The organism is Mesorhizobium sp. GbtcB19 (assembly GCF_019091085.1).
Taxonomy (GTDB): Bacteria; Pseudomonadota; Alphaproteobacteria; order Rhizobiales; family Rhizobiaceae; genus Mesorhizobium.
Genome location: NZ_JAGXJY010000012.1, coordinates 104,775 through 131,021, shown reverse-complemented (window position 1 = coordinate 131,021; position 26,247 = coordinate 104,775). Strand labels below are relative to the sequence as shown.

Annotated in this window: 29 protein-coding genes; 12 read left to right on the top strand and 17 right to left on the bottom strand. The window is 64.3% G+C overall.

Going from position 1 to position 26,247, the window contains the following annotated elements:
- Positions 1 to 13: 13 nt before the first annotated feature.
- The 7 genes from KVT37_RS20610 to hslV all read right to left on the bottom strand — a co-directional run bounded on the left by KVT37_RS20610 (position 14) and on the right by hslV (position 5,006).
- The gene (locus tag KVT37_RS20610; protein ID WP_217576411.1) at positions 14 to 973 is read right to left on the bottom strand and encodes a DUF1402 family protein; all 960 of its coding nucleotides are present in this window, start codon (positions 971 to 973) and stop codon (positions 14 to 16) included.
- A 200-nt stretch (positions 974 to 1,173) separates the two neighbouring features.
- Entirely contained in the window at positions 1,174 to 1,617 is a 444-nt protein-coding gene (locus KVT37_RS20605) for a type II toxin-antitoxin system VapC family toxin (protein ID WP_217576409.1), read from the bottom strand.
- On the bottom strand, positions 1,614 to 1,853 hold the full coding sequence (locus KVT37_RS20600) for a hypothetical protein (RefSeq protein ID WP_217576407.1): 240 nt from the start codon (positions 1,851 to 1,853) through the stop codon (positions 1,614 to 1,616). The genes KVT37_RS20605 and KVT37_RS20600 overlap by 4 nt, the downstream gene beginning before the upstream one ends.
- A gap of 136 nt (positions 1,854 to 1,989) precedes the next feature.
- The gene (gene hslU / locus KVT37_RS20595; RefSeq protein WP_217576405.1) at positions 1,990 to 3,300 is read right to left on the bottom strand and encodes an ATP-dependent protease ATPase subunit HslU; all 1,311 of its coding nucleotides are present in this window, start codon (positions 3,298 to 3,300) and stop codon (positions 1,990 to 1,992) included.
- A gap of 5 nt (positions 3,301 to 3,305) precedes the next feature.
- Positions 3,306 to 3,902, bottom strand: coding sequence for a DUF2585 domain-containing protein (locus KVT37_RS20590; RefSeq protein ID WP_217576403.1), 597 nt, complete (start codon positions 3,900 to 3,902; stop codon positions 3,306 to 3,308).
- A gap of 4 nt (positions 3,903 to 3,906) precedes the next feature.
- Entirely contained in the window at positions 3,907 to 4,431 is a 525-nt protein-coding gene (locus KVT37_RS20585; protein WP_217576402.1) for a GNAT family N-acetyltransferase, read from the bottom strand.
- Between the two features lie 23 nt (positions 4,432 to 4,454).
- Positions 4,455 to 5,006, bottom strand: coding sequence for an ATP-dependent protease subunit HslV (hslV, locus tag KVT37_RS20580; protein WP_217576400.1), 552 nt, complete (start codon positions 5,004 to 5,006; stop codon positions 4,455 to 4,457).
- A gap of 216 nt (positions 5,007 to 5,222) precedes the next feature.
- Here hslV and hisB point away from each other — a divergent pair, with 216 nt between their 5' ends.
- From hisB to KVT37_RS20525, 11 genes are all read left to right on the top strand, one after another.
- Positions 5,223 to 5,819, top strand: a complete 597-nt coding sequence (gene hisB, locus KVT37_RS20575; protein WP_217576398.1) for an imidazoleglycerol-phosphate dehydratase HisB — start codon at positions 5,223 to 5,225, stop codon at positions 5,817 to 5,819.
- 3 nt (positions 5,820 to 5,822) lie between these two features.
- The gene (locus KVT37_RS20570; RefSeq protein ID WP_217576395.1) at positions 5,823 to 6,296 is read left to right on the top strand and encodes a DUF2628 domain-containing protein; all 474 of its coding nucleotides are present in this window, start codon (positions 5,823 to 5,825) and stop codon (positions 6,294 to 6,296) included.
- A 1-nt stretch (position 6,297) separates the two neighbouring features.
- Positions 6,298 to 6,948 carry an imidazole glycerol phosphate synthase subunit HisH gene (gene hisH / locus KVT37_RS20565; protein WP_217576393.1) on the top strand — a complete coding sequence of 217 codons (651 nt, stop codon included), beginning with the start codon at positions 6,298 to 6,300 and terminating at the stop codon, positions 6,946 to 6,948.
- A 94-nt stretch (positions 6,949 to 7,042) separates the two neighbouring features.
- The gene (gene hisA, locus KVT37_RS20560) at positions 7,043 to 7,789 is read left to right on the top strand and encodes a 1-(5-phosphoribosyl)-5-[(5-phosphoribosylamino)methylideneamino]imidazole-4-carboxamide isomerase (RefSeq protein WP_217576391.1); all 747 of its coding nucleotides are present in this window, start codon (positions 7,043 to 7,045) and stop codon (positions 7,787 to 7,789) included.
- Positions 7,786 to 8,625, top strand: coding sequence for an arginase family protein (locus KVT37_RS20555; RefSeq protein WP_217576389.1), 840 nt, complete (start codon positions 7,786 to 7,788; stop codon positions 8,623 to 8,625). Before hisA ends, KVT37_RS20555 begins: the two co-directional genes overlap by 4 nt.
- Positions 8,622 to 9,416 (top strand): imidazole glycerol phosphate synthase subunit HisF, encoded by a 795-nt coding sequence (gene hisF, locus KVT37_RS20550; protein WP_217576387.1) that lies wholly within the window; start codon positions 8,622 to 8,624, stop codon positions 9,414 to 9,416. The genes KVT37_RS20555 and hisF overlap by 4 nt, the downstream gene beginning before the upstream one ends.
- A gap of 9 nt (positions 9,417 to 9,425) precedes the next feature.
- A complete protein-coding gene (locus KVT37_RS20545; RefSeq protein WP_217576385.1) occupies positions 9,426 to 9,749 on the top strand; it encodes a phosphoribosyl-ATP diphosphatase in 324 nt (107 codons plus the stop codon).
- Between the two features lie 23 nt (positions 9,750 to 9,772).
- The gene (gene coaA / locus KVT37_RS20540) at positions 9,773 to 10,732 is read left to right on the top strand and encodes a type I pantothenate kinase (RefSeq protein WP_217576383.1); all 960 of its coding nucleotides are present in this window, start codon (positions 9,773 to 9,775) and stop codon (positions 10,730 to 10,732) included.
- Between the two features lie 72 nt (positions 10,733 to 10,804).
- The gene (locus KVT37_RS20535; protein ID WP_217576381.1) at positions 10,805 to 11,839 is read left to right on the top strand and encodes a glycosyltransferase family 2 protein; all 1,035 of its coding nucleotides are present in this window, start codon (positions 10,805 to 10,807) and stop codon (positions 11,837 to 11,839) included.
- A 14-nt stretch (positions 11,840 to 11,853) separates the two neighbouring features.
- A complete protein-coding gene (locus KVT37_RS20530) occupies positions 11,854 to 12,324 on the top strand; it encodes a GtrA family protein (RefSeq protein WP_308642689.1) in 471 nt (156 codons plus the stop codon).
- 37 nt (positions 12,325 to 12,361) lie between these two features.
- Entirely contained in the window at positions 12,362 to 13,927 is a 1,566-nt protein-coding gene (locus KVT37_RS20525) for a hypothetical protein (RefSeq protein ID WP_217576380.1), read from the top strand.
- Between the two features lie 76 nt (positions 13,928 to 14,003).
- Here the strand turns inward: KVT37_RS20525 and KVT37_RS20520 are convergent, their stop codons facing one another.
- The 6 genes from KVT37_RS20520 to KVT37_RS20495 form a co-directional block, all read right to left on the bottom strand.
- On the bottom strand, positions 14,004 to 14,978 hold the full coding sequence (locus KVT37_RS20520; RefSeq protein ID WP_217576378.1) for a ketopantoate reductase family protein: 975 nt from the start codon (positions 14,976 to 14,978) through the stop codon (positions 14,004 to 14,006).
- Positions 14,979 to 15,072: 94 nt separating this feature from the next.
- A complete protein-coding gene (locus KVT37_RS20515; RefSeq protein WP_217576376.1) occupies positions 15,073 to 16,728 on the bottom strand; it encodes an FAD-binding dehydrogenase in 1,656 nt (551 codons plus the stop codon).
- 36 nt (positions 16,729 to 16,764) lie between these two features.
- Positions 16,765 to 17,751 carry a Gfo/Idh/MocA family protein gene (locus KVT37_RS20510; protein ID WP_217576374.1) on the bottom strand — a complete coding sequence of 329 codons (987 nt, stop codon included), beginning with the start codon at positions 17,749 to 17,751 and terminating at the stop codon, positions 16,765 to 16,767.
- Between the two features lie 122 nt (positions 17,752 to 17,873).
- Complete coding sequence (locus KVT37_RS20505) at positions 17,874 to 18,446, bottom strand: YceI family protein (protein WP_217576372.1); 573 nt, start codon at positions 18,444 to 18,446, stop codon at positions 17,874 to 17,876.
- A gap of 69 nt (positions 18,447 to 18,515) precedes the next feature.
- Positions 18,516 to 19,085, bottom strand: a complete 570-nt coding sequence (locus KVT37_RS20500; RefSeq protein ID WP_217576370.1) for a cytochrome b — start codon at positions 19,083 to 19,085, stop codon at positions 18,516 to 18,518.
- A gap of 320 nt (positions 19,086 to 19,405) precedes the next feature.
- A complete protein-coding gene (locus KVT37_RS20495) occupies positions 19,406 to 20,296 on the bottom strand; it encodes a LysR family transcriptional regulator (protein ID WP_217576368.1) in 891 nt (296 codons plus the stop codon).
- Positions 20,297 to 20,392: 96 nt separating this feature from the next.
- Between KVT37_RS20495 and KVT37_RS20490 the strand changes: the two genes are divergently transcribed.
- On the top strand, positions 20,393 to 21,388 hold the full coding sequence (locus KVT37_RS20490) for an aldo/keto reductase (RefSeq protein ID WP_217576366.1): 996 nt from the start codon (positions 20,393 to 20,395) through the stop codon (positions 21,386 to 21,388).
- A gap of 247 nt (positions 21,389 to 21,635) precedes the next feature.
- Here the strand turns inward: KVT37_RS20490 and KVT37_RS20485 are convergent, their stop codons facing one another.
- Genes KVT37_RS20485 through pheS form a run of 4 tightly spaced genes read right to left on the bottom strand, consistent with a single transcriptional unit; the run spans position 21,636 to position 26,198 of the window.
- Positions 21,636 to 22,238 (bottom strand): nucleotidyltransferase family protein, encoded by a 603-nt coding sequence (locus KVT37_RS20485; protein WP_217576364.1) that lies wholly within the window; start codon positions 22,236 to 22,238, stop codon positions 21,636 to 21,638.
- A 38-nt stretch (positions 22,239 to 22,276) separates the two neighbouring features.
- On the bottom strand, positions 22,277 to 24,685 hold the full coding sequence (gene pheT, locus KVT37_RS20480; protein ID WP_217576362.1) for a phenylalanine--tRNA ligase subunit beta: 2,409 nt from the start codon (positions 24,683 to 24,685) through the stop codon (positions 22,277 to 22,279).
- Entirely contained in the window at positions 24,682 to 25,149 is a 468-nt protein-coding gene (locus KVT37_RS20475) for a GFA family protein (protein ID WP_217576361.1), read from the bottom strand. Before KVT37_RS20475 ends, pheT begins: the two co-directional genes overlap by 4 nt.
- Positions 25,146 to 26,198 carry a phenylalanine--tRNA ligase subunit alpha gene (gene pheS / locus KVT37_RS20470; protein WP_217576527.1) on the bottom strand — a complete coding sequence of 351 codons (1,053 nt, stop codon included), beginning with the start codon at positions 26,196 to 26,198 and terminating at the stop codon, positions 25,146 to 25,148. The genes KVT37_RS20475 and pheS overlap by 4 nt, the downstream gene beginning before the upstream one ends.
- Positions 26,199 to 26,247: the final 49 nt, after the last annotated feature.

The following is a 26,247-nucleotide window of genomic DNA, read 5'->3' as shown; positions in this document are numbered from 1 at the left end:
CCGGCGCGGGTGATTAGAAAAGCGCCTTCAGCTCGTCCAGCTTGTCGTTGACCAGCCAGCCGTAATAATTTTCCTCGGGCAGCTTTTCCGGCTCGCCGGCCGCGCGGCGCTTGTCGTTCTCGGCCTTCAGCGCATAAGCGCGCTGCTCGGGATTGCCGACATTGTAGAGCGTGGCGGTCAGGCCCGGATTTTTCGAGATGTCGAAGCCGGCAATGGTGCGGTAGGCGTCGATCGACTTCTTGATGGTCGCGGCGACGTAGGGCAGCGTCAGGTCCGGATCCATGATCGTCTTGTAGACGGCGTTGGGATCGTTGACGTCGAGCTCGGGCAGGCCGGAGACCTTGTGCACCAGATCGCTCATTTGCAGCGCCGTCAGCGGGTTGAGCTGGCCAAGGCCAAAGGTCTGGCCGGCATAATAGGGCTGGAAGAAGGTCGCGCCGAAGCGGTCGTTGGGGAAATCCTCGCCGCCGACATTCTTGCCGCGGAAGGAATGATTCCAGACCTGCTCGCGGCACTCCCAAAGGTCGTAGCTGTCGCTCAAGCCGGCGCATTTCTTGAATTCCGGCCGCTTGATGAAATCGCTGACGTCCTCGCCGTCATAGGCAAAGGTCAGCTTGCTCGACAGATAGGAGATCGCCTTGACATAATAGGTCTGCAGCCGGTCATAGGCGTCGACATTGTAGGTGTGCTCGCCGACGATGGCGCCGACGATATGCATCGGATCGATGCCGTACGCCGCCGCCGCCTTCCTGATCTTGGCGCGCAGGTCGGGGTCGTTCTGCAAGAGGGCGTAGACCTTGCGGTACTTGGCCTGGAAGGTGGTGTTGGTCGCCTGGGTGCGCCGGCTGGACGCGCCCGGAATATCAGGCTGAACGCTGTTGCGATTGCCGGGCGGCACCATGGTTGCCGCATCGGCGGTTGTCACCGCCGCCGCCAAAGCGATGCCCAGAAAAAGCAGGATATATTTCTTCATGCCGCCGCCTTTGAATTCGCGGCAAACTAGGAAAAGCGCACGACAGAGTCGAGAGAAGGCGCGGTCAAACCGGATCGAAAGGTGGCCAGATGGTACCATCTGGCCACACTGCAGGTTTGAGGTAAAAGGACCGTCACCAAGAGATGAGGCGCGCCGTTGCGTTGCCGCCTGACAAGAACAGGCGGGTATGATCGACGGCATTAATTCGAATCGGCTGAGAGCTGCTCCAAGGTCACGCAGAGATTGGCGATTTCACGGGGAGCCTTCTGGTGGAGCACTCGGACCAGGCGCTCATCCGCGGTCACAAAGCGACAGTTTCGACTCATCGCAAGGCAGACATACATGCAGTCATAGGCCGGATGACCGATATCCGTCGCCAGTTCGGTCGCTTTGGCGAGCAATCCCCGCATGCCGAACAATTCGATATCGCTACGTTCCAGCAAGCTTGCGGCCATCTTCGCCTCTTCGCGATTGACTTCACCGCGCTGGACCTTTTTCCAGAGAATGTTGGCGCACTCAACGATCAGCAGTTCCGGCGCTGCGAAGCGTCGACCATGCCGCAAGCCAAGCGCCAGAGGCGTACCCTCCTCCTCGACCACCCACTTGACCGCGATGCTGGCGTCGACGACGAGCGTTTCCGTCACCGTTCGTCACGTCCTTCGCGCAGCAGCACTTCGGAGGGTGTCTGCTTTCGCTGCGCAGTGAGCAGCCGCAGCTGAGCGGCCAGCTCATCGAACGAGGGCTCGCTCTCCTTTTCCAGCGCCTGTCTAAGGATTTCACGGTGCTCGGCCTCAGCCGAGCGCCCATGCCGGGCGGCACGCATCTTCAACTTGGCAATCAAGTCGTCATCCAGATTGCGGACGTGTAGATTTCCGGCCATGCGCTCTTCATGCTCTCATTGAGCACAATGATAGCAGCGCGACAGCATTCAATCAAGACCCGCGCCGGATGCGGCAGATATCGATCCCATGCGCGCGACGAGCGAGAGGAAGGAGAGCTGCCGCCGGCAACGGAGCCTACAGAATGAACCGCGACAGGTCGGTGTTGCGCGACAGGTCGCCGACATGCTTCTCGACGTAGGCGGCGTCGATGGTGACCGCCGTGCCGTTGCGGTCCGGCGCGTCATAGGAGATTTCGTCCAGCACGCGCTCCATCACCGTCTGCAGGCGCCTCGCGCCGATGTTCTCGACGCTGGCGTTGAGGTCCACCGCGATGCCGGCGAGCGAATCGATGGCGTCGTCGGTAAAGGTCAGCTCGACGCCCTCGGTCTTCATCAGCGCGATATACTGCTTGATGAGGCTCGCCTCCGTCTCGGTGAGGATGCGGACGAAGTCCGACTTTTCCAGCGCGCGCAGCTCGACGCGGATCGGCAGACGGCCCTGCAGCTCCGGCAAAAGGTCGGACGGCTTCGAAACGTGGAAGGCGCCGGAGGCGATGAACAGGATGTGATCGGTCTTGATCGGCCCGTATTTGGTCGCCACCGTCGTGCCTTCGACCAAAGGCAGCAGGTCGCGCTGCACGCCTTCGCGCGACGGGCCGCCCGAAATGTCGCTCCGGGCCGCGATCTTGTCGATCTCGTCGAGGAAGACGATGCCGTCGTTTTCGGCCGATTCCAGCGCCCTGCGCACCACTTCGTCCTGGTCGAGCAGCTTGTCGGACTCGTCATTGACCAGCAGCGCGTAGGAATCGCGCACCGTGGTCTTGCGGGTCTTGGTCCTGCGGCCGCCCATTGCCTTCGACAACATGTCGTTGATGTTGAGCACGCCGACATTGGCCCCGGGCATGCCGGGAATCTCGAAGCCGGGCATGCCGCCGGTGCCGGTGTCGGCGACCTCGATCTCGATCTCCTTGTCGTCGAGCTCGCCGTCGCGCAGCCTCTTGCGGAAGGAATCGCGGGTCGCCGGGCTCGCCGTCTTGCCGACGAGGGCCTCCAGCACGCGTTCCTCGGCATTGATCTGGGCGCGGGCGGTGACGTCCTCGCGCATCTTCTCGCGCGTCAGGCCGATGGCGACCTCGACGAGGTCGCGCACGATCTGCTCGACATCGCGGCCGACATAGCCGACCTCGGTGAATTTTGTCGCCTCGACCTTGACGAAGGGCGCGCCGGCGAGGCGGGCAAGACGGCGCGAGATCTCGGTCTTGCCTACGCCGGTCGGGCCGATCATCAGGATGTTCTTCGGCATCACCTCTTCGCGCATCTGGCCCTCCAGCTGCTGGCGGCGCCAGCGGTTGCGCAAGGCAATGGCGACGGCGCGCTTGGCGTCCTTCTGGCCGATGATGAAGCGGTCAAGTTCCGAAACGATTTCACGGGGAGAAAAGGTGCTCATAAGACTCAAATTCCACTTTGCCACTGCCTGATGGACTCGAACGGATGCAGCAGCATGATCACGTTGAGCGTCAGATTGTCCCGGATGATGTAGCCCGTGCCGAGCTCGAAGATGAGCGCCAGAGCCACGATCACCCATATAGGTAGCTTTCGCGCCATCACAAATCCCAGCGCCATGAACAACGTGTCGGACACCGAGTTGATGATCGAATCGCCGTAGTAGTTGAGCGAGATGGTGCCGGCGCGGTAGCGCTCGATGATGAACGGGCTGTTTTCCAGCAGCTCCCAGCCGCCCTCGATGAGGACCGCGAAAGCGAGCCTTAAGCCCACCGGCGAGCGCGGAAACAGGAATGTCGCCAGCGCATAGAACAGGAAGCCGTGGATGATGTGCGAGAAGGTGTACCAGTCGGCGATGTGCTGGGAATTCTCCGAACTGTTGACCACGCCGTGCCAGAGCTTGACGTAGCCGCAGGTGCAGATCGGCGGATGCCCCATGCCGTACAGGGCGCCCGCCTGGAAGATGATCAGGGTAAGCACGAGCAGCAGGCCCATGCGCCAGCTGTCCTCATAGGCGGAAAGCGTCTTGTCCTCGGGCGCGGTCATTCGGTCAGTCCCCCAGATTTTCGTCGTCCTCGGCCGCATCGACCGCCATCAGCACGACGTCCCCATATTGCGAATGCCTGCGGCCGATCGATCTGAAGCCGGCCTTCTCATAGGCGCGGATGGCGCGACCATTGTCGGGATGCGGATCGATGATGACGCGCGGCGCGCCTTCCTCGAACAGCTCCTCGACGAACTGGCGCACGATGGCCGAGCCATGACCGACGCCGACCAGCTCCGGCGGACCGATCGTGAGGTCAATGCCCAGCGTGCCGAAGGGCTGGTCGGCATAGGGATGGTCGTCCTCCATATGCGGATCATAACTCTGCAGGTAGGCGATCGGCCGACCGTCGAGCTCGACGATCAGCGGCTCCACCGAAACCGAATCGATATGCTCGCGGATCTCGGCGATTTCCTTGCCCGGGTCGTCCCACCATCGAGCGACATGCGGCTCCTCGAGCCAGCCCGCGATCATCGGCAGGTCTTTTTCCGTGACCGGCCGAAAATCGTAGCTATTTCCTTGTTGGGCCATGATCTTCTCCCCGATCATGGACCTCAGGCGGCGTCGAGCGTTTCGACAACAAAATTGTTGTTGGTGTAGACGCAGATGTCGGACGCGATCTGCATCGCCTTGCGGGCGATCTCCTCGGCGTCCTTGTCGGTGTCGATCAGCGCCCGGGCCGCGGCCAGCGCGTAATTGCCGCCGGAGCCGATGGCCATGACGCCATGCTCAGGCTCGAGCACGTCGCCATTGCCGGTCAGCGCCAGCGAGACGGACTTGTCGGCGACCAGCATCATGGCTTCCAGCCGGCGCAGATAGCGGTCGGTGCGCCAGTCCTTGGCGAGCTCGACGCAGGCGCGGGTCAGCTGGTCCGGATATTGCTCGAGCTTGGCTTCAAGCCGCTCCAACAGGGTGAAGGCATCGGCGGTGGCGCCGGCGAAGCCGGCAATGACGCTGCCGTCCTTGCCGATGCGGCGCACCTTGCGGGCGTTGCCCTTCATGATCGTCTGGCCAAGGCTGACTTGGCCGTCGCCGGCGATCACCACCTTGTTGCCCTTGCGCACACTGACGATGGTCGTGGCGTGCATGCTGAGTTCATTCGACATTTTTAGCTCCGATGCGCGCTATCCCTCTTGAAGGCGATTGGCGCGGTACGAGTGAGTTGGATCGGCCATATGTATGCATGAGGCTAACGATTGCAAACCGCCTCCAGGCCAGCCCGATAGCGACCGGAATGGCAACTGGCAATCACCGGATCATGCTGATAGAAGGCTCTCGTTTTCAAGCCCGAAGCCTCCGAGCGGGGCAACAAGGACAGAGCGATGACGCGTTCCGCCGAAGTCAGCCGCAAGACCAGGGAAACCGAGATTTCCGTTTCGGTCCATGTCGACGGCAAAGGCAAAGCCGACATTTCGACCGGCGTCGGCTTCTTCGACCATATGCTCGACCAGCTGTCGCGTCATTCGCTGATCGACATGACCATCAAGGCCAAGGGCGATCTGCATATCGACGACCACCACACGGTCGAGGATACCGGCATCGCGATCGGCCAGGCGCTGAGCAAGGCGCTGGGCGAGCGGCGCGGCATCATGCGCTACGCCTCGATCGACCTTGCCATGGACGAGACGCTGACCAGGGCGGCGATCGACGTCTCCGGCCGGCCTTTCCTGGTCTGGAACCTCGCCTTCTCGTCGCCCAAGATCGGCACGTTCGACACCGAACTGGTGCGCGAATTCTTCCACGCGCTGGCCCAGAATGCCGGCATCACGCTGCATGTGACCAACCATTACGGCGCCAACAACCATCACATCGCCGAAACCTGCTTCAAGGCGGTGGCGCGCGCGCTGCGCGCCGCACTTGAGCCAGACCCGCGCCAGCCCGACGCGGTGCCTTCCACCAAGGGATCCCTGAAAGGATAGGCTATGGCGATCTATGTCGTGATGGAACCGCCGGCCGGCGAGAAAGCCGAAGACATCCATTTCGTGCGCGACAGCTTCACCTGGCTGGGCTTCCTGTTCTCGCCGCTCTGGCTCGCCTGGAACCGTCTGTGGATCGAGGCGGTGTTGGCCTTCGTCGTCATGGCGGTGCTGTCGGCGGTCGGTGAGCGGCTCGGGCTCGAATGGGCCGGATCGATGCTGTCGCTGCTGGTCTCGCTCTATGTCGGGTTCGAAGGCCAGCCCCTGCGCATTGCGGCGCTGCGCCGGCGCGGCTGGCGCGAATGGGGCGTGGTCGAGGCCGCCAATCTCGGCGACGCCGAGCTGCGCTATGCGGCGGAGGCCGATGACTATGAGGCAGAGCCGGCGCCGATGCCGCGCATCGTACCGGACGCGTCGCTGGCGCGGCCACCGCAGACCGGCATGGCGCTGGGACTGACCCACACGCCTGGAAGGTCCTGAGATGCGGGTAGCCATCATCGACTACGGCTCGGGCAATCTGCGCTCGGCCACCAAGGCCTTCGAGCGCGCCGCGCATGAGGCGGGCCTCGCCGCGACGATCGAGCTTACGGCCGATGCCGAGCGCGTGCGCGGCGCCGACCGCATCGTGTTGCCGGGTGTCGGCGCCTATGCCGATTGCGCCGCCGGATTGCATGCCGTGGATGGCATGTGGGAGGCGGTAGAGGAGGCGGCTCTGCGCAAGGCACGGCCATTCCTCGGCATCTGCGTCGGCATGCAGCTGATGTCGGAACGCGGGTTGGAGAAGACCGTCACCAAGGGCCTCGGCTGGATCGCTGGCGACGTCAAGGAGATCCAACCCTCCGATCCAACGCTGAAAATCCCGCAGATCGGCTGGAACACGATCGAGCTTGTCCGCCCCCATCCGCTGTTTTCCGGCATCGAGACCGGCCCGGAGGGGCTGCACGCCTATTTCGTCCATTCCTATCATCTCGATGCGCGGGAGGCGGACGAAGTTCTGGCAACTGCGGATTATGGCGGCCCGGTAACGGCGGCCGTTGCCCGCGACAACCTTGCCGGCACGCAATTCCACCCCGAGAAGAGCCAGGCGCTCGGCCTGGCGCTGATCACCAATTTCCTGAAATGGAGGCCCTGATGACAGCCAAGAAGGGCTATTGGATCGCGCTGATCGATGCGCGGGACCGTGCCGGCTCCAGTGCCCATTTCGTCATCGTCGAGGGTGCCCGACCGTGATCCTGTTCCCGGCAATAGATCTCAAGGACGGCAAATGCGTGCGCCTGAAACACGGTGACATGGCCACCGCCACCATCTACAACGATGATCCTGCGGCCCAGGCCAAGGCCTTCGAGGACCAGGGCTTCGAGTGGCTGCACGTCGTCGACCTCAACGGCGCCTTCAAGGGCCAGAGCGTCAACAGCGCCGCGGTCGGCGCCATCCTGAAGGCGACGAAGAACCCGGTGCAGCTCGGCGGCGGCATCCGCACCTTGCCGCAGATCGAGGACTGGCTGGATCGCGGTCTGGCCCGCGTCATTTTGGGCACGGTCGCGGTGCGCGAGCCGGAGCTGGTCAAGCAGGCCTGCAAGGCATTCCCGGGCAAGGTCGCCGTCGGCATCGACGCCAAGGGCGGCAAGGTCGCCGTGGAAGGCTGGGCCGAGGCCTCCGAGCTCGGCGTCATCGAGCTGGCGAAGAAATTCGAAGGCGCGGGCGTCGCGGCCATCATCTACACCGACATCGACCGCGACGGCGTGCTTTCCGGCATCAACTGGGATTCGACGATCGATCTCGCCGAGGCGGTGTCGATCCCGGTGATCGCGTCCGGCGGCCTCGCCTCGATCGCCGACATCGTGCGTATGACCATGCCCGACGCGCAAAAACTCGAAGGCGCGATCTCGGGCCGCGCCCTATATGACGGGCGTATCGACCCGGCCGAGGCGCTGGCGATCCTGCGCGGCGAGAGGGCGGAGGCAAGACCGTGAACATTTCGATCATCCTGGCATCCTATGACAGCGGCCATTTCCACGGCGGCTGCGGCCAGGGTCCGGACGCGCTGATCTCCGGCGGGCTGGCCGAGGCGCTGAAGCTCGCCGGCCACGATGTCGACGTGACCGACATCGGCAAGGTGGTCGAGGATGAAGACGAGCGCGAGATCGGCACCGGCTTTGCCGTCTGCAACGCCGTATCGGGCGAGGTCCGCATGGCGCTGGACAAGAAGCGGTTTCCGATCGTGCTGGCCGGCAACTGTCTGACCGCCGCGGGCGCCGTGGCGGGCGCCGGCGCCGACGCCATCATCTGGGCCGACCAGCATGGCGACCTCAACACGCCGGAGACCACCACCACCGGTTTCCTCGACGGCATGGCGCTGGCCACCGTGCTCGGCCTCTGCTGGCGGCCGATGGCCGGCCAGATTCCCGGCTTCAAGCCGGTCGATCCGTCGCGCTGCGTCCTGGTCAATGCGCGCGACCTCGACGCGGCGGAAAAGGAACTGCTGGAGAAGCTGCCGATCATCCGGACCGAATGCCCGGACTGGAAGAGCGCGGCGCAAAGGCTGAAGATCGACGGCGCCAAACGGGTGCACATGCATGTCGACCTCGACGTACACGATCCGGAGAAGCTGCAGGCGAACCGCTACACCGCGCCTGGCGGACCGGCGCCAGAACAGGTGCGCACCGCCATGTGCGGCCTCGCCGGTCCGCTCGCCATCGCCGGGCTGACCATTTCGGCCTACGATCCGGCCTTCGACCCCAAGGGCGACGTGCCGCCGCTGGTCGGCGAGCTGGTGGTCGAGCTGCTCTCGACCCTGGAAGGCAAATGATGCTGAAGGCCCGAGTCATCCCTTGCCTCGACGTCAAGAACGGTCGCGTGGTCAAGGGCGTCAATTTCGTCGATCTCGTCGATGCCGGCGATCCGGTCGAGGCCGCCAAGGCCTATGACGCGGCCGGCGCCGACGAGCTCTGTTTCCTCGACATCACCGCCTCGTCGGACAATCGCGAGACGATCTTCGACGTCGTCGCCCGCACGGCCGAGCAATGCTTCATGCCGCTCACTGTCGGCGGCGGCGTGCGCCAGGTGGCCGACATCCGCAAGCTGCTGCTGGCCGGCGCCGACAAGGTGTCGATCAACACGGCGGCGGTGAAGAACCCGGATTTCGTCGCGGAAGCCGCCGACAAGTTCGGCAACCAGTGCATCGTCGTCGCCATCGACGCCAAGAAGGTTTCGGCTGCCGGCGAGGCCGATCGCTGGGAGATCTTCACCCATGGCGGACGCGAGAAGACCGGCATCGACGCCGTCGACTTCGCCAGAAAGATGGTCGAGCGCGGCGCCGGCGAGATCCTGCTGACCTCGATGGACCGAGACGGCACCAAGGCCGGGTACGACATCGCGCTGACCAGCGCGATCGCCGACGCGGTGCGCGTGCCGGTGATCGCATCGGGCGGCGTCGGCTCGCTCGATCACCTGGTCGAAGGCATTCGCGACGGCCATGCGGGCGCCGTGCTTGCCGCTTCGATCTTCCATTTCGGCACCTACACGATCGCCGAGGCCAAGGCGCATATGGCAAAGGCTGGCCTGCCGATGCGGCTGGACTCGACGGTTCAACGGCCTTAAACGGCTGTCATGGCTCAATTTTCGCTCGCCGAGCTGGAAACCATCATCGATCAGCGCGCCCATTCCGGCGACCCGGACTCGTGGACGGCGAAGCTGTTCGCCAAGGGCATCGACAAGGCGGCGCAGAAGCTCGGCGAAGAGGCTGTGGAAACCGTGATCGCCGCCATCCGCGGCGACCGGCAGGCGCTCGTTTCGGAAAGTGCGGATCTTATATATCATTGGCTTGTCGTCCTCGGCATAGCGGGCGTTCCGCTGGACGACGTGCTCAAGGAGCTCGAGGGCCGCACCGGCCGTTCGGGCATCGCCGAAAAGGCAGCCCGGTCAAAGGGTTGACCGGCAGAAGGGCAGGTAAAGCGATGGATCAGCTTGCTCCGACCGAGAAATATTCCCCCTATCGTTTCTTCTCGGCCGAGCAATGGTCGCAGTTCCGTGCCGACACGCCGCTGACGCTGACCGGCGACGAGATCGACCGGCTGCGCTCGCTCAACGACCCTGTCGACCTCGAAGAGGTCAAGCGCATCTATCTGTCGCTGTCGCGGCTGCTGTCGGCCCATGTCGAGGCAAGCCAGTTGCTGTTCAGGCAGCGCCAGGCCTTTTTCAATGCGCAAGACGTCGTCAAGACACCCTTCATCATCGGCATCGCCGGCTCGGTGGCGGTCGGCAAGTCGACCACGGCGCGCGTGCTGAAGGAGCTGCTGGCGCGCTGGCCGTCGAGCCCGAAGGTCGATCTCATCACCACCGACGGGTTCCTGTTGCCGAACGAGATCCTGCGCCGCGAGAACCTGATGGAGCGCAAGGGGTTTCCCGAGAGCTACGACGTCGGCGCGCTGCTCAGGTTCCTGTCCGGCATCAAGTCGGCGCAAAGCAGCGTCAGCGCGCCGGTCTATTCGCATCTGACCTACGACGTCATTCCCGGCGAGTTCGTCACCATCGACCGTCCCGACATATTGATCTTCGAAGGCATCAACGTCCTGCAGCCCGGCAAGCTGCCGAAGGACGGCAAGATCGTGCCGTTCCTGTCCGATTTCTTCGACTTCGCCATCTATATCGATGCCGACGAAAAGCTGATCCATCAATGGTACATCCAGCGTTTCATGCGGCTGCGCGAGACCGCCTTCCGCAATCCGGACTCCTTCTTCCACCGCTATTCGCAACTGTCGCAGGATTCCGCGCGGGCCATCGCCGAGGGGCTCTGGGCCAACATCAACCTGAAGAACCTGCGCGAGAACATCCTGCCGACCCGGGCGCGGGCCGACCTCATCCTGCGCAAGGGCGCCAACCACCTGATCGAGGAAGTGGCGTTGAGGAAGCTGTGACCATCGGGTTAACGGCAGCTTAGGCAATCCCGAATAGGTTGTACCCCAACCCCGGCGGGTTGGGAGCGACAGGTGGTCAACGCGAGCAATGCCGCGGGCAGCAAAGCCCCGGTTTATTCCCTGGTCATTCCGATCTTCAATGAAGAGGCGGTGCTGCCGTTGCTCGTGCGGCGGATCACGGCCTTGCTCGACAAGCTCGACGCCGGCGCCGAAGCCATCTTCGTCGACGACGGCAGCCATGACACCAGCGTCATCTTCTTGCGCGGCATGGCAGCCGAGGATCCGCGCTTCCGGCTGATCGAACTGTCACGCAATTTCGGCCATCAGATCGCGATCACCGCCGGCATGGATGCGGCGGCCGGCGATGCCGTGATCGTCATGGACGCCGACTTGCAGGATCCTCCCGAAGTGGTGCTCGACCTCGTCGCCAAATGGAAGGAAGGCTACGAGATCGTCTACGCCCGCCGCACCAGACGCGAGGGCGATACGCTGTTCAAGCGGCTCACCGCCAAGTTGTTCTACCGCGTGCTCGAACAGATGACGTCGGTCGACATCCCGCGCGACGTCGGCGATTTCCGCCTTGTCGGACGCAAGGCGCTGGATACGTTCAAGCGCATGCCGGAGCGCGACCGCTTCGTGCGCGGCATGTTCGGCTGGATGGGCTTCAAGCAGACGGCGGTGGCGTTCGAGCGGCCGGAGCGGGCCGCGGGCGAAACCAAATACCCGTTCTGGAAGATGGTGCGGCTGGCGGTGCACGGCATCGTCAGTTTTTCCGACAAGCCGCTGCGGCTGGCGCTGTGGGCGGGGCTGGCCATCTCGGGCTTTGCCGCCCTGCTCGGCGTCTATGCGCTGTTTTCCTGGCTTTTCGTCAGCAGCGTCGTGCATGGCTGGACGTCGACCGTGGTGATCATCTCCTTCTTGTCCGGCATCAATCTCTTCATGACCGGCATCATCGGGCTCTATGTCGGCGGCATCCATGCCGAGGTGAAGCGGCGGCCGCTCTATGTGATCGATCGACTGACCGGCTTCGAGGAAGCGATTGCCGCGATGCGAAACGCCGAGGCATCAAAGGATATGCCCGCGGCGCGCGAACGGCGGCTCGGCTGACTTTGCGGCAGGCGGTGAAATCCGAAGGCGCGTTTGCCGCTAGCGAGGAGATGGCCCCCGTCAGGCATCCATTCTGGTCCTGGGCGATGGGCCGTTCAGAGCCAGCGCGTGTCCTGCGGTTTGCCGCAATCGGCGGCCTGTCGACGCTGATCTATGCGACGGGCGCGCTAGCCCTTGCGGACCGGCACGGGTTTGGTGTGCCGGCAACGATCGCTTCGGTCGTCGCCTATTGCATCGCCGCGGTGTTTTCCTACTGGGGGCACCGCCTCGTGACCTTCATGTCCGATGGTGCGATCGGTTTCGAGGCCGCTCGCTTTGCCTGCGCCACCGCGCTCGGATTTCTCCTCTCCGTCGGGCTGGCCACGGTTCTTACAGATCTCGCCGGATTCGCGCCGTCGGTGCCGGTGATCCTGGCCTGCATCATGGTTCCGGTCCTGAATTTCATAATCCTGCGCAGGTTCGTCTTTGTCGGGGCAGCCCGATGAGCGCCGGTGGTCGCGTCCGCTCAAAGGGGGAAAGGCGATGACGGCCATCCAAGGGCGGCAAAGCGCCGATGTGTTGGGGCTCGACGCCGGCAGCCGACGGACACGGACAGCGCTTCTTTGCCTGCTGGTGCTGGGCGCCGCCATTGCCTGGCAGACAAGATGGGGCGTCATACCGGACACCAGCTGGATAATTACCATGTGCGAGCGGATGCTCGCCGGAGACCGGCTGTATATCGACCTGGTTGAAACCAATCCGCCTTTTACGCCCTGGATGCTCATGCCAGCGGTCGTGCTCGCGCGCGCGCTCGGCGTGTCGCCGGAAATCGTGGTCCATGTCTGCAGCTATGCGATTTGCCTTGCGGGACTGGGCCTTGCCGCCCTGATCGCCAGACGGGCGGGGTTTGCCGAGAACCGCGCGCTGTTTCCGATGCTGCCCCTGTTCCTGGCGCTGCTGATCATCTTCCCGGGCAATGCTTTCAGCGAACGCGAGCAGGTCGGGATTGCGCTGTTTTTGCCGCTGCTGATGCTGACGGCGTGGCGCGCGGCGCCGATCGAGGGACGAGCGCCGGGCCTTCAGACGGCGGTTCTTGCCGGGCTTAGCAGCAGTGTCCTGGTTCTGGTGAAGCCCTATTACGCACTGGTCGTACTTGTTCCGGCGCTCTACGTGGCCTGGCGCCGCCGGTCGATCCGGACGCTTTTCGCCACCGAATATTGGGTGATCGGCCTGGTCTGCGTCGCCTATGTCATTGCCGTCCAGTATTTCTATCCGGAATTCCTGAGCGTCATCTACCCGATGCTGGCCGACACCTATATGCGCGTGCGGGTGGAGACCATTCAGTCGCTGCTGACGGCCTATGGACCGATCTATGTGGCCGCGCTTGTAATGCTGCGCTTTGTTCGGCCGGGGTTGCCGTTGTCGCCGCTGGTCGGCGTGTTCACGCTCGCTTCGCTGGCTGCGACGGTGCCGCTGATCTACCAGGCCAAGGGCTGGCCGTATCATGCGCTTCCGGCCTTCAGCCTGATTCTGGCAGCCCTGCTGTTAAGGATGGCACAAGTCGACCCGGCAACATCCAGGTCGCCTGGCACGGCAATGGAGCCGTTGCGCAAGGTGCTGTTGGCTGCCATCATCTTGGGCAGCGCCATTCCATTCACGGAAACGCTGAAACCAAATGCCGAACTGGTCGCCAAGATCAAGGCCGCCGTCCAACAGCCGACGGTCGCGCTTGTCGGTTCCGATATCGCGGCCGGCCATCCGCTGACGCGCATGGTGGACGGACGATGGATCTCGAGCTATTGCAGCGACTGGCTTGGCGCAACCGCACTCTATTTTTTCCTGGTCGAGACACGGAACGGCAACAAGGTTGCCGCGAACCACTACCGGCAGATCACGGATCGCTACATCAATGACAAGCTCGCCGAGCTCCAAGCCAAACAGCCCGCCGTGATCATCGTCCAAAAGGCCGACAAGAACTGGATCGCGGAGCTTTCCCGGCAGCAGGATTACGTCGACTTCATGCGAAACTACCAGCAGATTGCCGAGGATGACGAGGTGCAGGTGCTGCTGCGCAACGCTGGAACTAGAGCAATTCCAGGAAAAGTGTGAGCGGTTTTCCGTCCGGAATTGCGTAAAAACAAAGAGCAAGGCCGAGTAACCCGCCTAAGCCTCAAATCCCTTTCGATTAGCCGGTCTTGTCGATCGCATCGATCATGGAAACGATCGTGTCGTCGCCGGCCGACTGTGGTTGCATGCGGCCGCTGGCCAGCTCGATCGACAGTTTGCAGAAGGCGGCGTTGACGGGCGTGGCCATGCCATGCAGCCGCCCGAGAAGGACTATCTCGCCATTGAGGAAGTCGGTTTCGAGAGAGCCGGTCCCCCTCACAATGCTCTGCAGCGTCGAGGAGCCAACGCGCTCGCGTCCCGGGACGGCGGTTATGGTCAGTTCCTCGCGGGCCAAGGCGTCAGTCTTGTCCCAGTCGATCCCGGCGGCGGTGAGCACCGCCTCGGCCTCGGCGCGCGCCTTGGCATACCATTTCCGCTGTAGCCCGGTGTCGCCCAGCGCCGCGTCGATGATGTTGCGAAGATTGGCGAGCAGCTTGCGGTATTTGCTGCTCATCACATTGTCCCGCGGGTCGACGATGAAGCCGGCCGTGCTGAGAACCCGGCACAGCTTGTCGACGGTGTCATCGGTTCCGGAAGGATGGCGGCCGATGTCGAAGGCGCCGATCTTGGGCGCGAAATAGGCCGCGACCTGGCCGGGCGTGTCGTAATCGGCCGGCAGCATCACCGTCGCGCCATAGACGTTGGCGAAGAAACGCAAGGCGAGCGCCTCGTTGGCGACGCCGTTCTGGAAGCAGAATACCGACTGCGCGGCCACGCCGGCGGCGTTGAGCCGTTGCAGCGCGCCGGGCGTATCAGGGGTCTTCATCGTCAGCAGCACGACATCGTCCGGCCTGAACGAAATCTCCGCCGGATCGGCATGCACGGGAAAGTGCGCGGTCCTGGTGCCTTGCACGGTGGACAGCGTCAGCCCCGAAGCGCGGATGGCGTCGAGCTGCCGGCCTCGGGCAATGCCGATGACGTCATGTCCGGCAAAACTCAGCTGAGCCGCGATGGCGCCGCCGACCGCGCCGATGCCATAGACGATGATGCGCATGCTCTTCCCGTTGTGATTGGCGTTGGGACCTCGGTCGTTGACCGAAAAAGCCTACAGCGTTGTCGCTGAAGCGGCGATCACCCACGCCCTCCGTTCACGCAATCGTGGCCGCCGCCGCCCGCCCGGCGCTGCGGCCGGAGAAGATGCAGCCGCCGAGGAACGTGCCTTCCAGCGCCGCATAGCCATGCACGCCGCCGCCGCCGAAGCCGGCCACCTCGCCCACCGCATAGAGCCCCGGCACCGGCTCGCCGGCCGCGTCGAGCACGCGGCTGTCGAGATCGGTCTCGAGCCCGCCCAGCGTCTTGCGGGTCAGGATGTTGAGGCGCACCGCGATCAACGGGCCGTTTGCCGGGTCGAGCATCTTGTGCGGTTTTGCGGTGCGGATCAGCTTGTCGCCAAGATAGGCGCGCGCACCGCGCAGCGCGGTGATCTGCGCATCCTTGGAGAACGGGTTATCGAGCTGCATGTCGCGGGCGCGGATCTCGCGCTCGACCTGCGCGACATCGAGCAGCGGCTCGCCGCCGGCCAGCGCGTTCATGCGCGCCACCAGCTTGGAAAGATCGGCCTCGACGATGAAATCCTCGCCCTTTTCCATGAAGGCTTTCACCGGACCGGGAATGCCGGACGTCGCGCGGCCCAGCACCTGCCGCCAGCTTTTTCCTGTCAGATCGGGGTTCTGCTCGGAGCCCGACAGCGCGAACTCCTTCTGGATGATCTTCTTCGTCAGGATGAACCAGGAATAGTCGAAGCCGGTGCCCATGATATGGCTGAGCGTGCCCAGCGTATCGAAGCCCGGATAAAGCGGCACCGGCAGCCGCTTGCCGCGCGCGTCGAGCCACAGCGAGGACGGCCCGGGTAGGATGCGGATGGCGTGCTCCGTCCAGATCGGAGCCCAGTTCTTGATGCCCTCGACATAGTGCCACATGCGGTCGCGGTTGATGATCCTGCCGCCCGCCTGTTCGGCGATCGCCAGCATGCGTCCATCGACATGGTCCGGCACGCCGGTGATCATCCGCTGCGGTGGCGCGCCGAGGCGCTGCGGCCAGTTCCGGCGCACCAGCTCGTGATTGCCGCCAATGCCGCCGGAAGCGACGATGACGGCTTGCGCATGAAGTTCGAAATCGCCGGCGATGTCGCGAGAACTCTTGCGGCCGCGCTCGACGCTGCTCCCTTCCAGCACATCGCCGCGCACGCCCATGACAATGTTGCCGGTGCGGAGGATCTCGTTGACCCGGTGACGGAATTTGAACTCAACCAGCCCGCGCTTTTGCGCCTCGCGCACGCGCAGCACGAAGGGTTCGACCACGCCGGGGCCGGTGCCCCAGGTGATGTGGAAGCGCGGCACCGAATTGCCATGGCCGACAGCATTGCCGCCGCCGCGCTCGGCCCAGCCGACGACCGGAAAGAACTTTATGCCGCGCTCCATCAGCCAGGAGCGCTTTTCGCCGGCGGCGAAGCCGACATAGGCCTCGGCCCATTTGCGCGGCCAGAAATCCTCTGGCCTGTCGAAGGCGGCAGTGCCCATCCAGTCCTCGAGCGCAAGATCGTGCGAATCGCGGATGCGCATGCGCCGCTGCTCGGGCGAATCGACCAGGAACAACCCGCCGAACGACCAGAAGGCCTGGCCGCCCAGCGACTGTTCCGGCTCCTGGTCGACGATGATGATTTTCTTGCCGGCCTCCGCCAGTTCCGCGGCGGCGATGAGGCCGGCCAGCCCCGCGCCGACAATGATCACGTCCGCGTCAGCCATTTTTCCTCCGAGAATTAGCCGGCGAATTTATCGCGTTCAGACGTTCTCCCAGCCGTCCTTTTCGCCGGCGCGGAAGATGGCGTCGATGACCTTCTGGTTGAGCACCGATTCCTCCAGCGTGAAGACGCGGTCCTTGCCGCCCTGGGCGGCGCGCACGAAGGCTTCGCATTCCAGCCGGTATTGCTGCGTGCCGGGGAAGCGGAACACCTGCGCTTCGGTGTGGTTCTGGTTGTGCAGTTCGATGCGGTGATGCTCGTAGAGCCCGGCGTTGAACGGCCCGAACACTTCGATGAAGCCCTTCTCGCCGTGGAACACCATCACCTGGCGCGCCGCCATTTGCGTCGACAGATAGAAGGACAGCTCGAAATCGCCGAAATCGGCGCGAATCGAGGAATAGATGTCGGTGCCGAAAGTTTTATCGCGCTCGATGGTGGCCTGCACGCGGAGCGGCTCCTTGCCGGTCGAAAACCGCGTCGATACCGTCGGATAGACACCGATATCGGGCAGCGCGCCGCCGCCGAGATCGAGCTGGTTGCGCATGTTCTTGGGGTCGACATTGTAGTAGGAGAACGCGCCCTGGACATGGCGCAGCCGGCCGATGGCGCCGCTGGCGATGAGATCGCGCACCTTGATCCATTGCGGGTGGTAGGTGACCATGAAGGCCTCGCAGACCAGCACCTTCTTTTCATCGCGCAGCTTGATCAGCGGTGGGATGTCCTTGGCATCGAGCGCCAGAGGCTTCTCGACCAGCACATGTTTCCCGGCCTCGATCGCCTTTGCCGTCCACTCGACATGCTGCGAGGTCGGCAGCGGGATGTAGACGCCGTCGACCTCCTTGGAGGCGAGCAGTTCTTCATAGGAGCCGAAGGCATGGCGGGCGCCGAAACGCTCACCCAGTGCCTTGGCCTTCGACAGGTCGCGGCTGGCGATTGCCGACAGAACGCCGTTCTCCGAATCCACGATTGCCGGCAAAAGCTGCTCGCGGCCGATCTTCGCCGTCGACAGAACACCCCATCGGAACATCACGCTTCTCCATGTCGATTACATCGATGGAGGTGTGCCCCAATTCTGGAGAAAAGCCAATGCGAGACGCGGGTCGCAAAGCGCCTTCGTCATCCTCGGGCCCGAGAAGGCGGGGCTTAGAACTAGCCCCTTTTCCCCATCAGCGTCATGTCGAAGTCGACGATGTTGGAATAGAGCGGCGTGCCGACATCCATGCCGTAGCGTGACCTGAGCACCTTGCCGGTCACGTGGAACTTGATGGTCCCGCCCTTCAATCCGCCGAGCTCGGCGGTGAACTTTTCCGAAAACGTCTTGCCGCGTGCCGTCAGCCGGCCGATCACCAGCGCCGTCGTGTCGCCGGTGCGGGTCACGCTGGTCGAACGGAACTGGATTTCCGGATTGTTGGTTGCGTCGAACACCGCGTCGGAGCGCAGGAAGGCGTCGATGCGGCCCTGGCCGGTGCCGACGCTCTCGGGATAGATGGTGAGGTCGACCTTGGAGCGGCCGACATCGCCATTGTCGATGCGGATCGTGCCCTTGAAGCGGCCGAAGGCGCCGTCGAAGCCGCCGCCGCCCGCCTTGCCTATGGTGAAGCGGATCGAGGAGCCCGACGGGCTGATCGTGTAGCTGCCGGCGGCGTCGCTGAGCGCCACCGCGTAGACAGGCATGGCAAGGCAAGCGGCAAAAGCCGCCAATCCGAAGATGCGCGCTTTCATGAGAATGGTCCTCTTGGTGAGACAGCGCATTGCCGTCATCTCGCCGCATCAACGAATGACCGGCCTGTTCTATTCCTTGGCTGACGAAGGTGTGATGATGCGCGTGAGCACAGTGTCGCGCAGCAGGAAATGGTGGCGCAGCGCCGCCGCGATGTGCAGCGCCACCAGCGCGATGCCGGCATAGGCGAGATACCAATGGACGGACGTCCAAAAGCTCTCCGAGGCGTCCGACTCGGTCAGCGGCAAATTGGGCATCACGAACAGGTTGAACGGCATGGTCGGGATTTCCAGCGTCGACACCGAGACAAGCGCCCAGCCTGACAAGGGGAGCGCGATCTGGAAGGCATAGAGCGCGAAATGCGCCAGTGGCGCGGTCTTGCGCTCCAGCGTGCCGACCGAACCCGGCAAGGTCGGCGCCGCATTGCGAAGCCGCCAGGCGATGCGCAGGATGATCAGGCCGAGCAGCAGGAAGCCGACGGATTTGTGCAATTGGATCAGCTCGAAAGACGTCCGCTGGCTTGTCGTGCGCACCATGACGAAGCCGAGCGCGAACTGGCCGATGAAGAGGATGCCGATCAGCCAGTGCAGGATGATCATGGCCCAGCCGTAGCGGGTGGGGGTGTTGGTGATGGACTGCATGCGAGGCGAACGTTACCGGCGCCGGCTTTCTTCCGGCTTGACATCAAACGTTGCCTGCCCTCGAATTTGGATCGGAGAGAAATCCTCTCAACGCCGGCGCTGCCCCTCATTGCCCTGCCGGGCATTTCTCCCCGTAAACGGGGCGAAAGAGGCTGTCGCCGACGATTTCGCTAATCTCAGAAGTCGCAGGAAAAGGCGCCGGCCTTGCGGCCAGCCCCTTCTCCCCGTTCAACGGGGAGAAGATGCCGGCAGGCAGATGAGGGGCGGCGCCGACGCCGATTTTTTTCAGAAACGCTTTTGAAGCGTGGTTTTGCTGCAGGCTAGGCTGTGACTTTGAAGAAATCGACAAACGCCCTCAGCGCTGGCCGCATTTGCCTGCGGCTTGGATAATAGACGAAAAAGCCCTCGAAAGACGGGCACCAATCCTCCAGCACGCGGATCAGGCGGCCATCGGCGAGCGGCGCCCGCACATAGGATTCGAAGACGAAGGCGAGACCGGCGCCGTCGACCGCCGCCTGGGCGATCAGGTGGTCCTCGTCGAGGATCAGCGGCCCTTGCGCCGCGATCTCGATTTCCTCGCCGTCCTTCTCGAATTCCCAGCGGTAGAGGATGCCGCTGGAAAAGCGGAAGCGGATGCAGCGATGGTCGGCGAGGTCACGGGGATGGCGCGGCTTCGGCATGGAAGCGAAATAGGACGGCGCGGCGACCACCGCGCCGCGGAGGTCTGGCCCGATGCGCACCGCGATCATGTCGCGCTGCAGGCTTTCGCCGAGGCGCACGCCGGCATCGAAGCCGCCTTCGACCACATCGGTGAAGCGGTCTTCGATGGCGATCTCCAGCACGATATCGGGATAGGCTGTGGCAAAGGCGCCGAGCCTGGGCGTGAGCGTCAGGTGGGCGGCCGTGCGCGGCACGGTGAGCCGCAGATTGCCCGCCGGCCGGTCGCGCGCCTCGACTGCCGTTTCCAGTGCCAGGTCGATTTCGGAGAGCGCCGGGCGCAGGCGCTCTAGAAGCTGCGCGCCTTCCTCGGTCGGCGCGACGCTGCGTGTGCTGCGCGCCAGGAGCCGCACGCCGAGTCGCGCTTCCAGGCTCGACACCGCGTGGCTGACCGCCGACGGCGCGATGCCAAGCTCGCGCGCAGCACGACGGAAGCTGGCGCATTGGGCGACAGTGGCGAGCACGGCGAGCTGGGAGAGGTTGGTTCGGTCCATTGTTCTATTTTATAGATCAAGTCGTGCAAAAGAGAGCCGATTATCGAACGGACTGCAAGACCTTATTTCCCTCCCATCGCAACAAGGAGATGCGTCATGCAAACCCGCAAACTCGGAACTGAACTCGAAGTCTTTCCCGTCGGCCTCGGCTGCATGGGCATGAGCTTCGCCTATGGCGGCCAGCCGGAGGCGGAAGCGATCGCCACGTTGCGCCGCGCCGTCGAAATCGGCGTGACCTTCTTCGACACGGCGGAAGTCTACGGCCCGTTCGAGAACGAAATCCTGCTCGGCAAGGCGCTGAAGCCGGTGCGCGACAAGGTCACCATCGCCACCAAATTCGGCTTCAAGATCCTCGACGAAGGCACCGGCCTCGACCGCATGGCGGGCGTCGACAGCCGCCCCGAGCACGTCAAGGCGGTGGCGGAGGCCTCGCTGAAGCGGCTGGGTACCGATGTCATCGACCTCTACTATCAGCACCGCGTCGATCCGAACGTGCCGATCGAGGACACGGTCGGCGCCATGGCCGAGTTGGTGCGCGAAGGCAAGGTGCGAGCGCTGGGTCTCTCGGAGGTGAGCGGCGCGACGCTGCGCCGGGCGCATGCCGTGCATCCGATCGCCGCCGTGCAGAGCGAATATTCGCTGTGGAGCCGCGATCCCGAGGACGAGATCCTCGCCGTCTGCCGCGAGCTCGGCATCGGTTTTGTCCCCTACAGCCCGCTTGGCCGCGGCCTGCTCACCGGCACGCTCGCCAAGCCGGACGCGCTTGGCGCCGGCGACTGGCGCCTGACCCTGCCGCGCTTCCAGGCCGAGGCGATGGAAGCCAACAATGCGGTCATCGCGGTGCTGGAAAAGATGGCGGCCGAGAAGGGCGTGACATCGGCGCAGCTGGCGCTCGCCTGGGTGCTGCACCAGGGCGATTTCATCGTGCCGATCCCGGGGGCAAGGAAGATACGCCATCTGGAGCAGAATACGGCGGCCGCCGGGATCGAGTTGAGCGCGGCGGAAGTCGCGGCGATCGGCGATGCGCTGTCGCCCGACAAGGTGGTCGGCAAACGCTATACGGAGGAATTGCTGGCGCTGGTGAATGGGTGAGTACGCAACATGCAAATGAGAGGGGCGCTTCGGCGCCCTTTTTGTTGAGACGTTAGCGCGAGGCACCCCCCTCTGGCCTGCCGGCCATCTCCCCCGCAAGGGGGGAGATCAGATGTCGCCTTTGCTTTCGCCAATCGGCAACGTTGCAAGAATGGTGCCGGCGACGAAGCTGCCAATCTCCCCCCTTGCGGGGGAGATGCCCGGCAGGGCAGAGGGGGGGTGCTGTCCCGCCGACTTCTCTAATGTCCTACCACGGCACCACGCTAATCTCCGGCCAGCACTCCTGCGCCCTTCTCCCCTTCGCCTCATGCGTCCGCTGATTATCCAGCACCCGGTTGGGCACGATTCGGAACGAGAAAACATCGTCGAGCCCGAACGGCGCCACCAGATCGAGCCGCCCTTCGTCATCGTACCGCACCCCCACCGCATGGGTCTTCGAGGCGAAATAGCTGATGGACTCGCTTGCGTTGCTATACTGCGGACATTCCTGCCCGAACTTCGCCGGATACCACAGATGCACGCGCGCCTGGTTGCGCACCTCGACCGGCAGCTTCAATCCGTCGAAATGCGCCGCCGCCCGGCGGATCACCGCATCCTCGGCCTCGTAGGACAAGTCGCTGTCATCGAAATAGAACAGGTCGACATCCTTGATGCCGTATCCCGGCGGCTTGCCGGTGAGATGGTTCCAGACGCTGTTATAGAGCGCGCCCGAGACCACCAGCCAATCCGGCAAGGCAAATTCCCGCACCCGCGCCAGCGTCTCGCCAAGCAGAGAGTCGGCCGCGACGATCCTCAGGAACGCAGCGCGCTGCTCTTCGAAGGGAAGGCCGGAATAGCGGAGATGGCTCATCGCCCTTTGGAGGACGATTCGCCACCTGCCGGCAATGCCTACGCGCGCAGCACGCCGCCCGTCTGCTTGTTGACGTTCTCGACGATGCGCTTGGCCAGCATCTCGAAATCCTCGTCGGTAAGCGTCTTCTCGACCGGCTGGATCGATACCTCGATGGCGATCGACTTCTTGGCAGCACCCAGCGAGGCACCCTCGAAGACGTCGAACACCGAAACGCCGGTGACCAGCTTCTTGTCGGCCGCGAGCGCTGCCCGCACCAGCGTGCCGGCCTCGACCGTCCTGTCGACGACGAAGGCGAAATCGCGCTTCACCGCCTGGAAGGGCGACAGCTCCAGCTTCGGCTTGGTGCGTGTCGGCTTGGTCTTCGGCTCCGGTACGGCATCGACGAAAACCTCGAAGCCGCAGATCGGCCCGGACACGTCGAGCGTTTCAAGCGTCCTCGGATGGAACTCGCCAAAGGTGCCGAGCACGGTCTTGGGGCCGAGCTTGATCGTGCCGGAGCGTCCGGGGTGATACCAGGCCGGGCCGCCTGGCTCGATCTGCAGCCGGTCGACCGGCGCGCCGCAGGCCTCGAGCGCCGCGATCGCGTCCGCCTTGGCGTCGAACACGCCGACCGGCCCGGCATTGCCGGCCCAGCTGCGCCCCGCACCGTCGAGCTTGGCGGTGCCGCGCCTGACACCGGCGGCAACACGCCGCTGCTGGTCGGCCGCATCGCCCTCATAGGTGCCCGACACCTCGAACAGCGCCACGTCGCCGATGCCCTTGTCGGCATTGCGCTGCGCCGCTGCGATCAGGCCGGGAAGCAGCGAAGGCCGCATGTCGGACATGTCGGCGGCGATCGGGTTGGCGAGCTTCAGCGCCGTCTGGCCGCCGCCGAACAGTTCGGCATGCTTGGCCGGGATGAACGACCAGGTGACGGCCTCCATCATGCCGCGCACGGCCAGCGCGCGCTTGGCCGCGCGCGTGCGCACCTGCAGCGTGGTCAGGATCCTGCCATTGACCGCGTCATGCGAGGTCAACGGCTGGGCCAAGATGTTGTCGACGCCATGGATGCGCATCACCTCCTCGACCAGGTCGGCCTTGCCGTCGACATCCGGCCGCCAGGAGGGCACCTTGACCTTGACGACGTCGCCCGAACCCTGCGGCTCGAAGCCGAGACGGGTCAGGATGTCCAGCGCCTCCGCCTTCGGCACCTCGATGCCGGTCAGCCGTTTCACTTCCGACAGCGGGAAGGAGACGACCTTCGCCTTGTGGCCGGCATAGCCCGCCACCTCCATCTCGCTCGGTGTGCCGCCGCAGAAATCGAGCACCAGCCTGGTCGCCAACTCGACGCCCGGCACCATGAATTCCGGATCGACGCCGCGCTCGAAGCGGTAGCGCGCGTCGGTGATGATGCCGAGCGTGCGGCCGGTGCGAGCGGTGGTGATCGGATCCCAGAGCGCGGATTCGATCAGCACGTCGGTGGTGTTCTCGTCGCAGCCCGAATGCTCGCCGCCCATGATGCCGGCGATCGATTCGACGCCATTGTCGTCGGCGATCACGCACATTTCGGGCGTCAGCGTGTATTCGCGGCCGTCGAGCGCCAGCACTTTTTCACCGTCCCTGGCGCGGCGCACGACGAGGTTGCCGGCGACCTTCGCGGCGTCGAAGACATGCAGCGGACGGCCGCGGTCGAAGGTGACGTAATTGGTGATGTCGACCAGCGCGCTGATCGGCCGGAGCCCGATGGCGATCAGCCGCTGCTGCAGCCATTTCGGCGACGGGCCGTTCTTGACGCCCTTCACCAGCCTGAGCGCGAAACCGGGGCAAAGCTCCGGCGCCTCGATGGTGACCTTGACCGGGCACAGGCCTTCGCCGGCATGCGGCATGATCGCGCCGCCGGTGAGCCGGCCGAGCCCGCTTGCCGCGAGATCGCGGGCGATGCCGTAGACGCTGGTGGCGTCCGGGCGGTTCGGCGTCAGGTTGATCTCGATGACCGGATCGTCGAGATGCGCGTAGGCCGCGAAGCTGGTGCCGACCGGCGCGTCCTGCGGCAAATCGATGATGCCGTTATGCTCGTCGGAGATCTCCAGCTCGCGCTCCGAGCACATCATGCCGTGGCTTTCGACGCCGCGGATCTTGCCGACCGAGAGCGTCACGTCGATGCCCGGAACATAGGTGCCGGGCGCCGCGAACGCGCCGATCAGGCCGGCCCGGGCGTTGGGCGCGCCGCACACCACCTGCACCGGCGCCTTGCCGTCGCCGGTGTCGACGGTCAGCACGCGCAGCCGGTCGGCATCGGGATGCTGCACCGCCGTCAGCACCTTGGCGATGACGAAGGGTTTCAGGCCGGCCTTGTCGTCGACATGCTCGACTTCGAGGCCGATCGCGGTCAACCGCTCGACGATCTCGGCAAGCGAGGCGTCGGTCTCGAGATGGTCCTTGAGCCAGGAGAGGGTGAATTTCATGACTGGATTCCGTCGGATCTTGGTTCTTCGGGTCTTTGTTCGCCAGGTCTTTGTTCGCCAGGTCTGGGCACGCTGGTTTTCAGCTCGCGCGGCAAGGCGTCGGGCATGTGCAGGAAGGGCAGTTGCTCGCGCACATGCGCATGCACGGTCGGCCTGAAATAGGCCGGCATGTCCATGGCGCCGAGCATGAAATAGATCTGGTTGTCGAGCCGCTTGTCGGTATAGGCGATCGGCGAGCCGCAGATGCCGCAGAACGTGCGCTCCACCGGACCGTTGCGGTAGCTTTTCAGCGATTTGCCGTTGAGCGCGACCTGGTCGGCCAGGAAGCCGACAAAGGCCGACACCGGCGCGCCGCTGGCGCGCCGGCAGTCGCCGCAATGGCAATAGCTGATGTGGTGCGGCTCGGCCGAGGCCTCGAACCGCACGGCGCCGCAGCGGCAACTCCCGGTGTGGGGAGCAGTCATGTCGACAGTCCCCCGAACAGCGTCGGCAGGTCGAGCGGCCGGAAGCCGTAATGGGACAGCCAGCGCACATCCGCGTCGAAGAAGGCGCGCAGGTCCGGCATGCCGTATTTCAGCATGGCGATGCGGTCGATGCCCATGCCCCAGGCGAAGCCCTGATATTCGTCGGGGTCGAGCCCGCCGGCGCGCAGCACGTTCGGATGCACCATGCCGCAGCCCAGGATCTCCATCCAGTCGGAGCCCTCGCCGAAGCGCACTTCGCCAGGACGCGAGCGGTCGCACTGAATGTCGACCTCGAGGCTGGGCTCGGTGAAGGGGAAGAAGGACGGCCGGAAGCGCATCTTGACCGACGGCACCTCGAAGAAGGCCTTGCAGAACTCCTCCAGCACCCACTTCATGTTGGCGACATTGGCCGTCTTGTCGACCACCAGCCCCTCGACCTGATGGAACATCGGCGAATGCGTGGCGTCGGAATCCTGGCGGTAGGTCTTGCCGGGGATGACGATGCGGATCGGCGGCTTCTGCCGCTCCATGGTGCGGATCTGCACGGGCGAGGTGTGCGTGCGCAAAAGCTTGCGCTCGCCCTTCTCATCCGGCTGGAAGAAGAAGGTGTCGTGCATCTCGCGCGCCGGATGCCCTTCGGGGAAATTCAGCGCGGTGAAATTGTAGTAGTCGGTCTCGATATCCGGGCCTTCGGCGATCGCGAAGCCGAGATCGCCGAAGATCGCCGCGATCTCGTCGATCACCTGGCTGATCGGATGGATGCGGCCGCGCTCGGCCGGCGACTGGCGCACCGGCAGGGTCACGTCGACCGTTTCGGCGGCGAGCCGTGCGGCGATCGCCACATCCTTCAGCTCCGCCTTGCGCTGGGTGAGCGCCTCGGTGACGCGGTTCTTGAGGCCGTTGATCGCCGGGCCCTTCACCTGCCGCTCCTCGGCGCTCATGGCGCCCAGCGTCTTCAGCATTTCGGAGACCGAGCCCTTCTTGCCCAGCGCCGAGACGCGCACCGCCTCGATCGCCGGCTCGTCGGCCGCGGCCGCAATGTCGGCCATCAGCGAAGCTTCAAGGGTTTCAAGATTTCCAGCGGTGGCGTTCACGGCG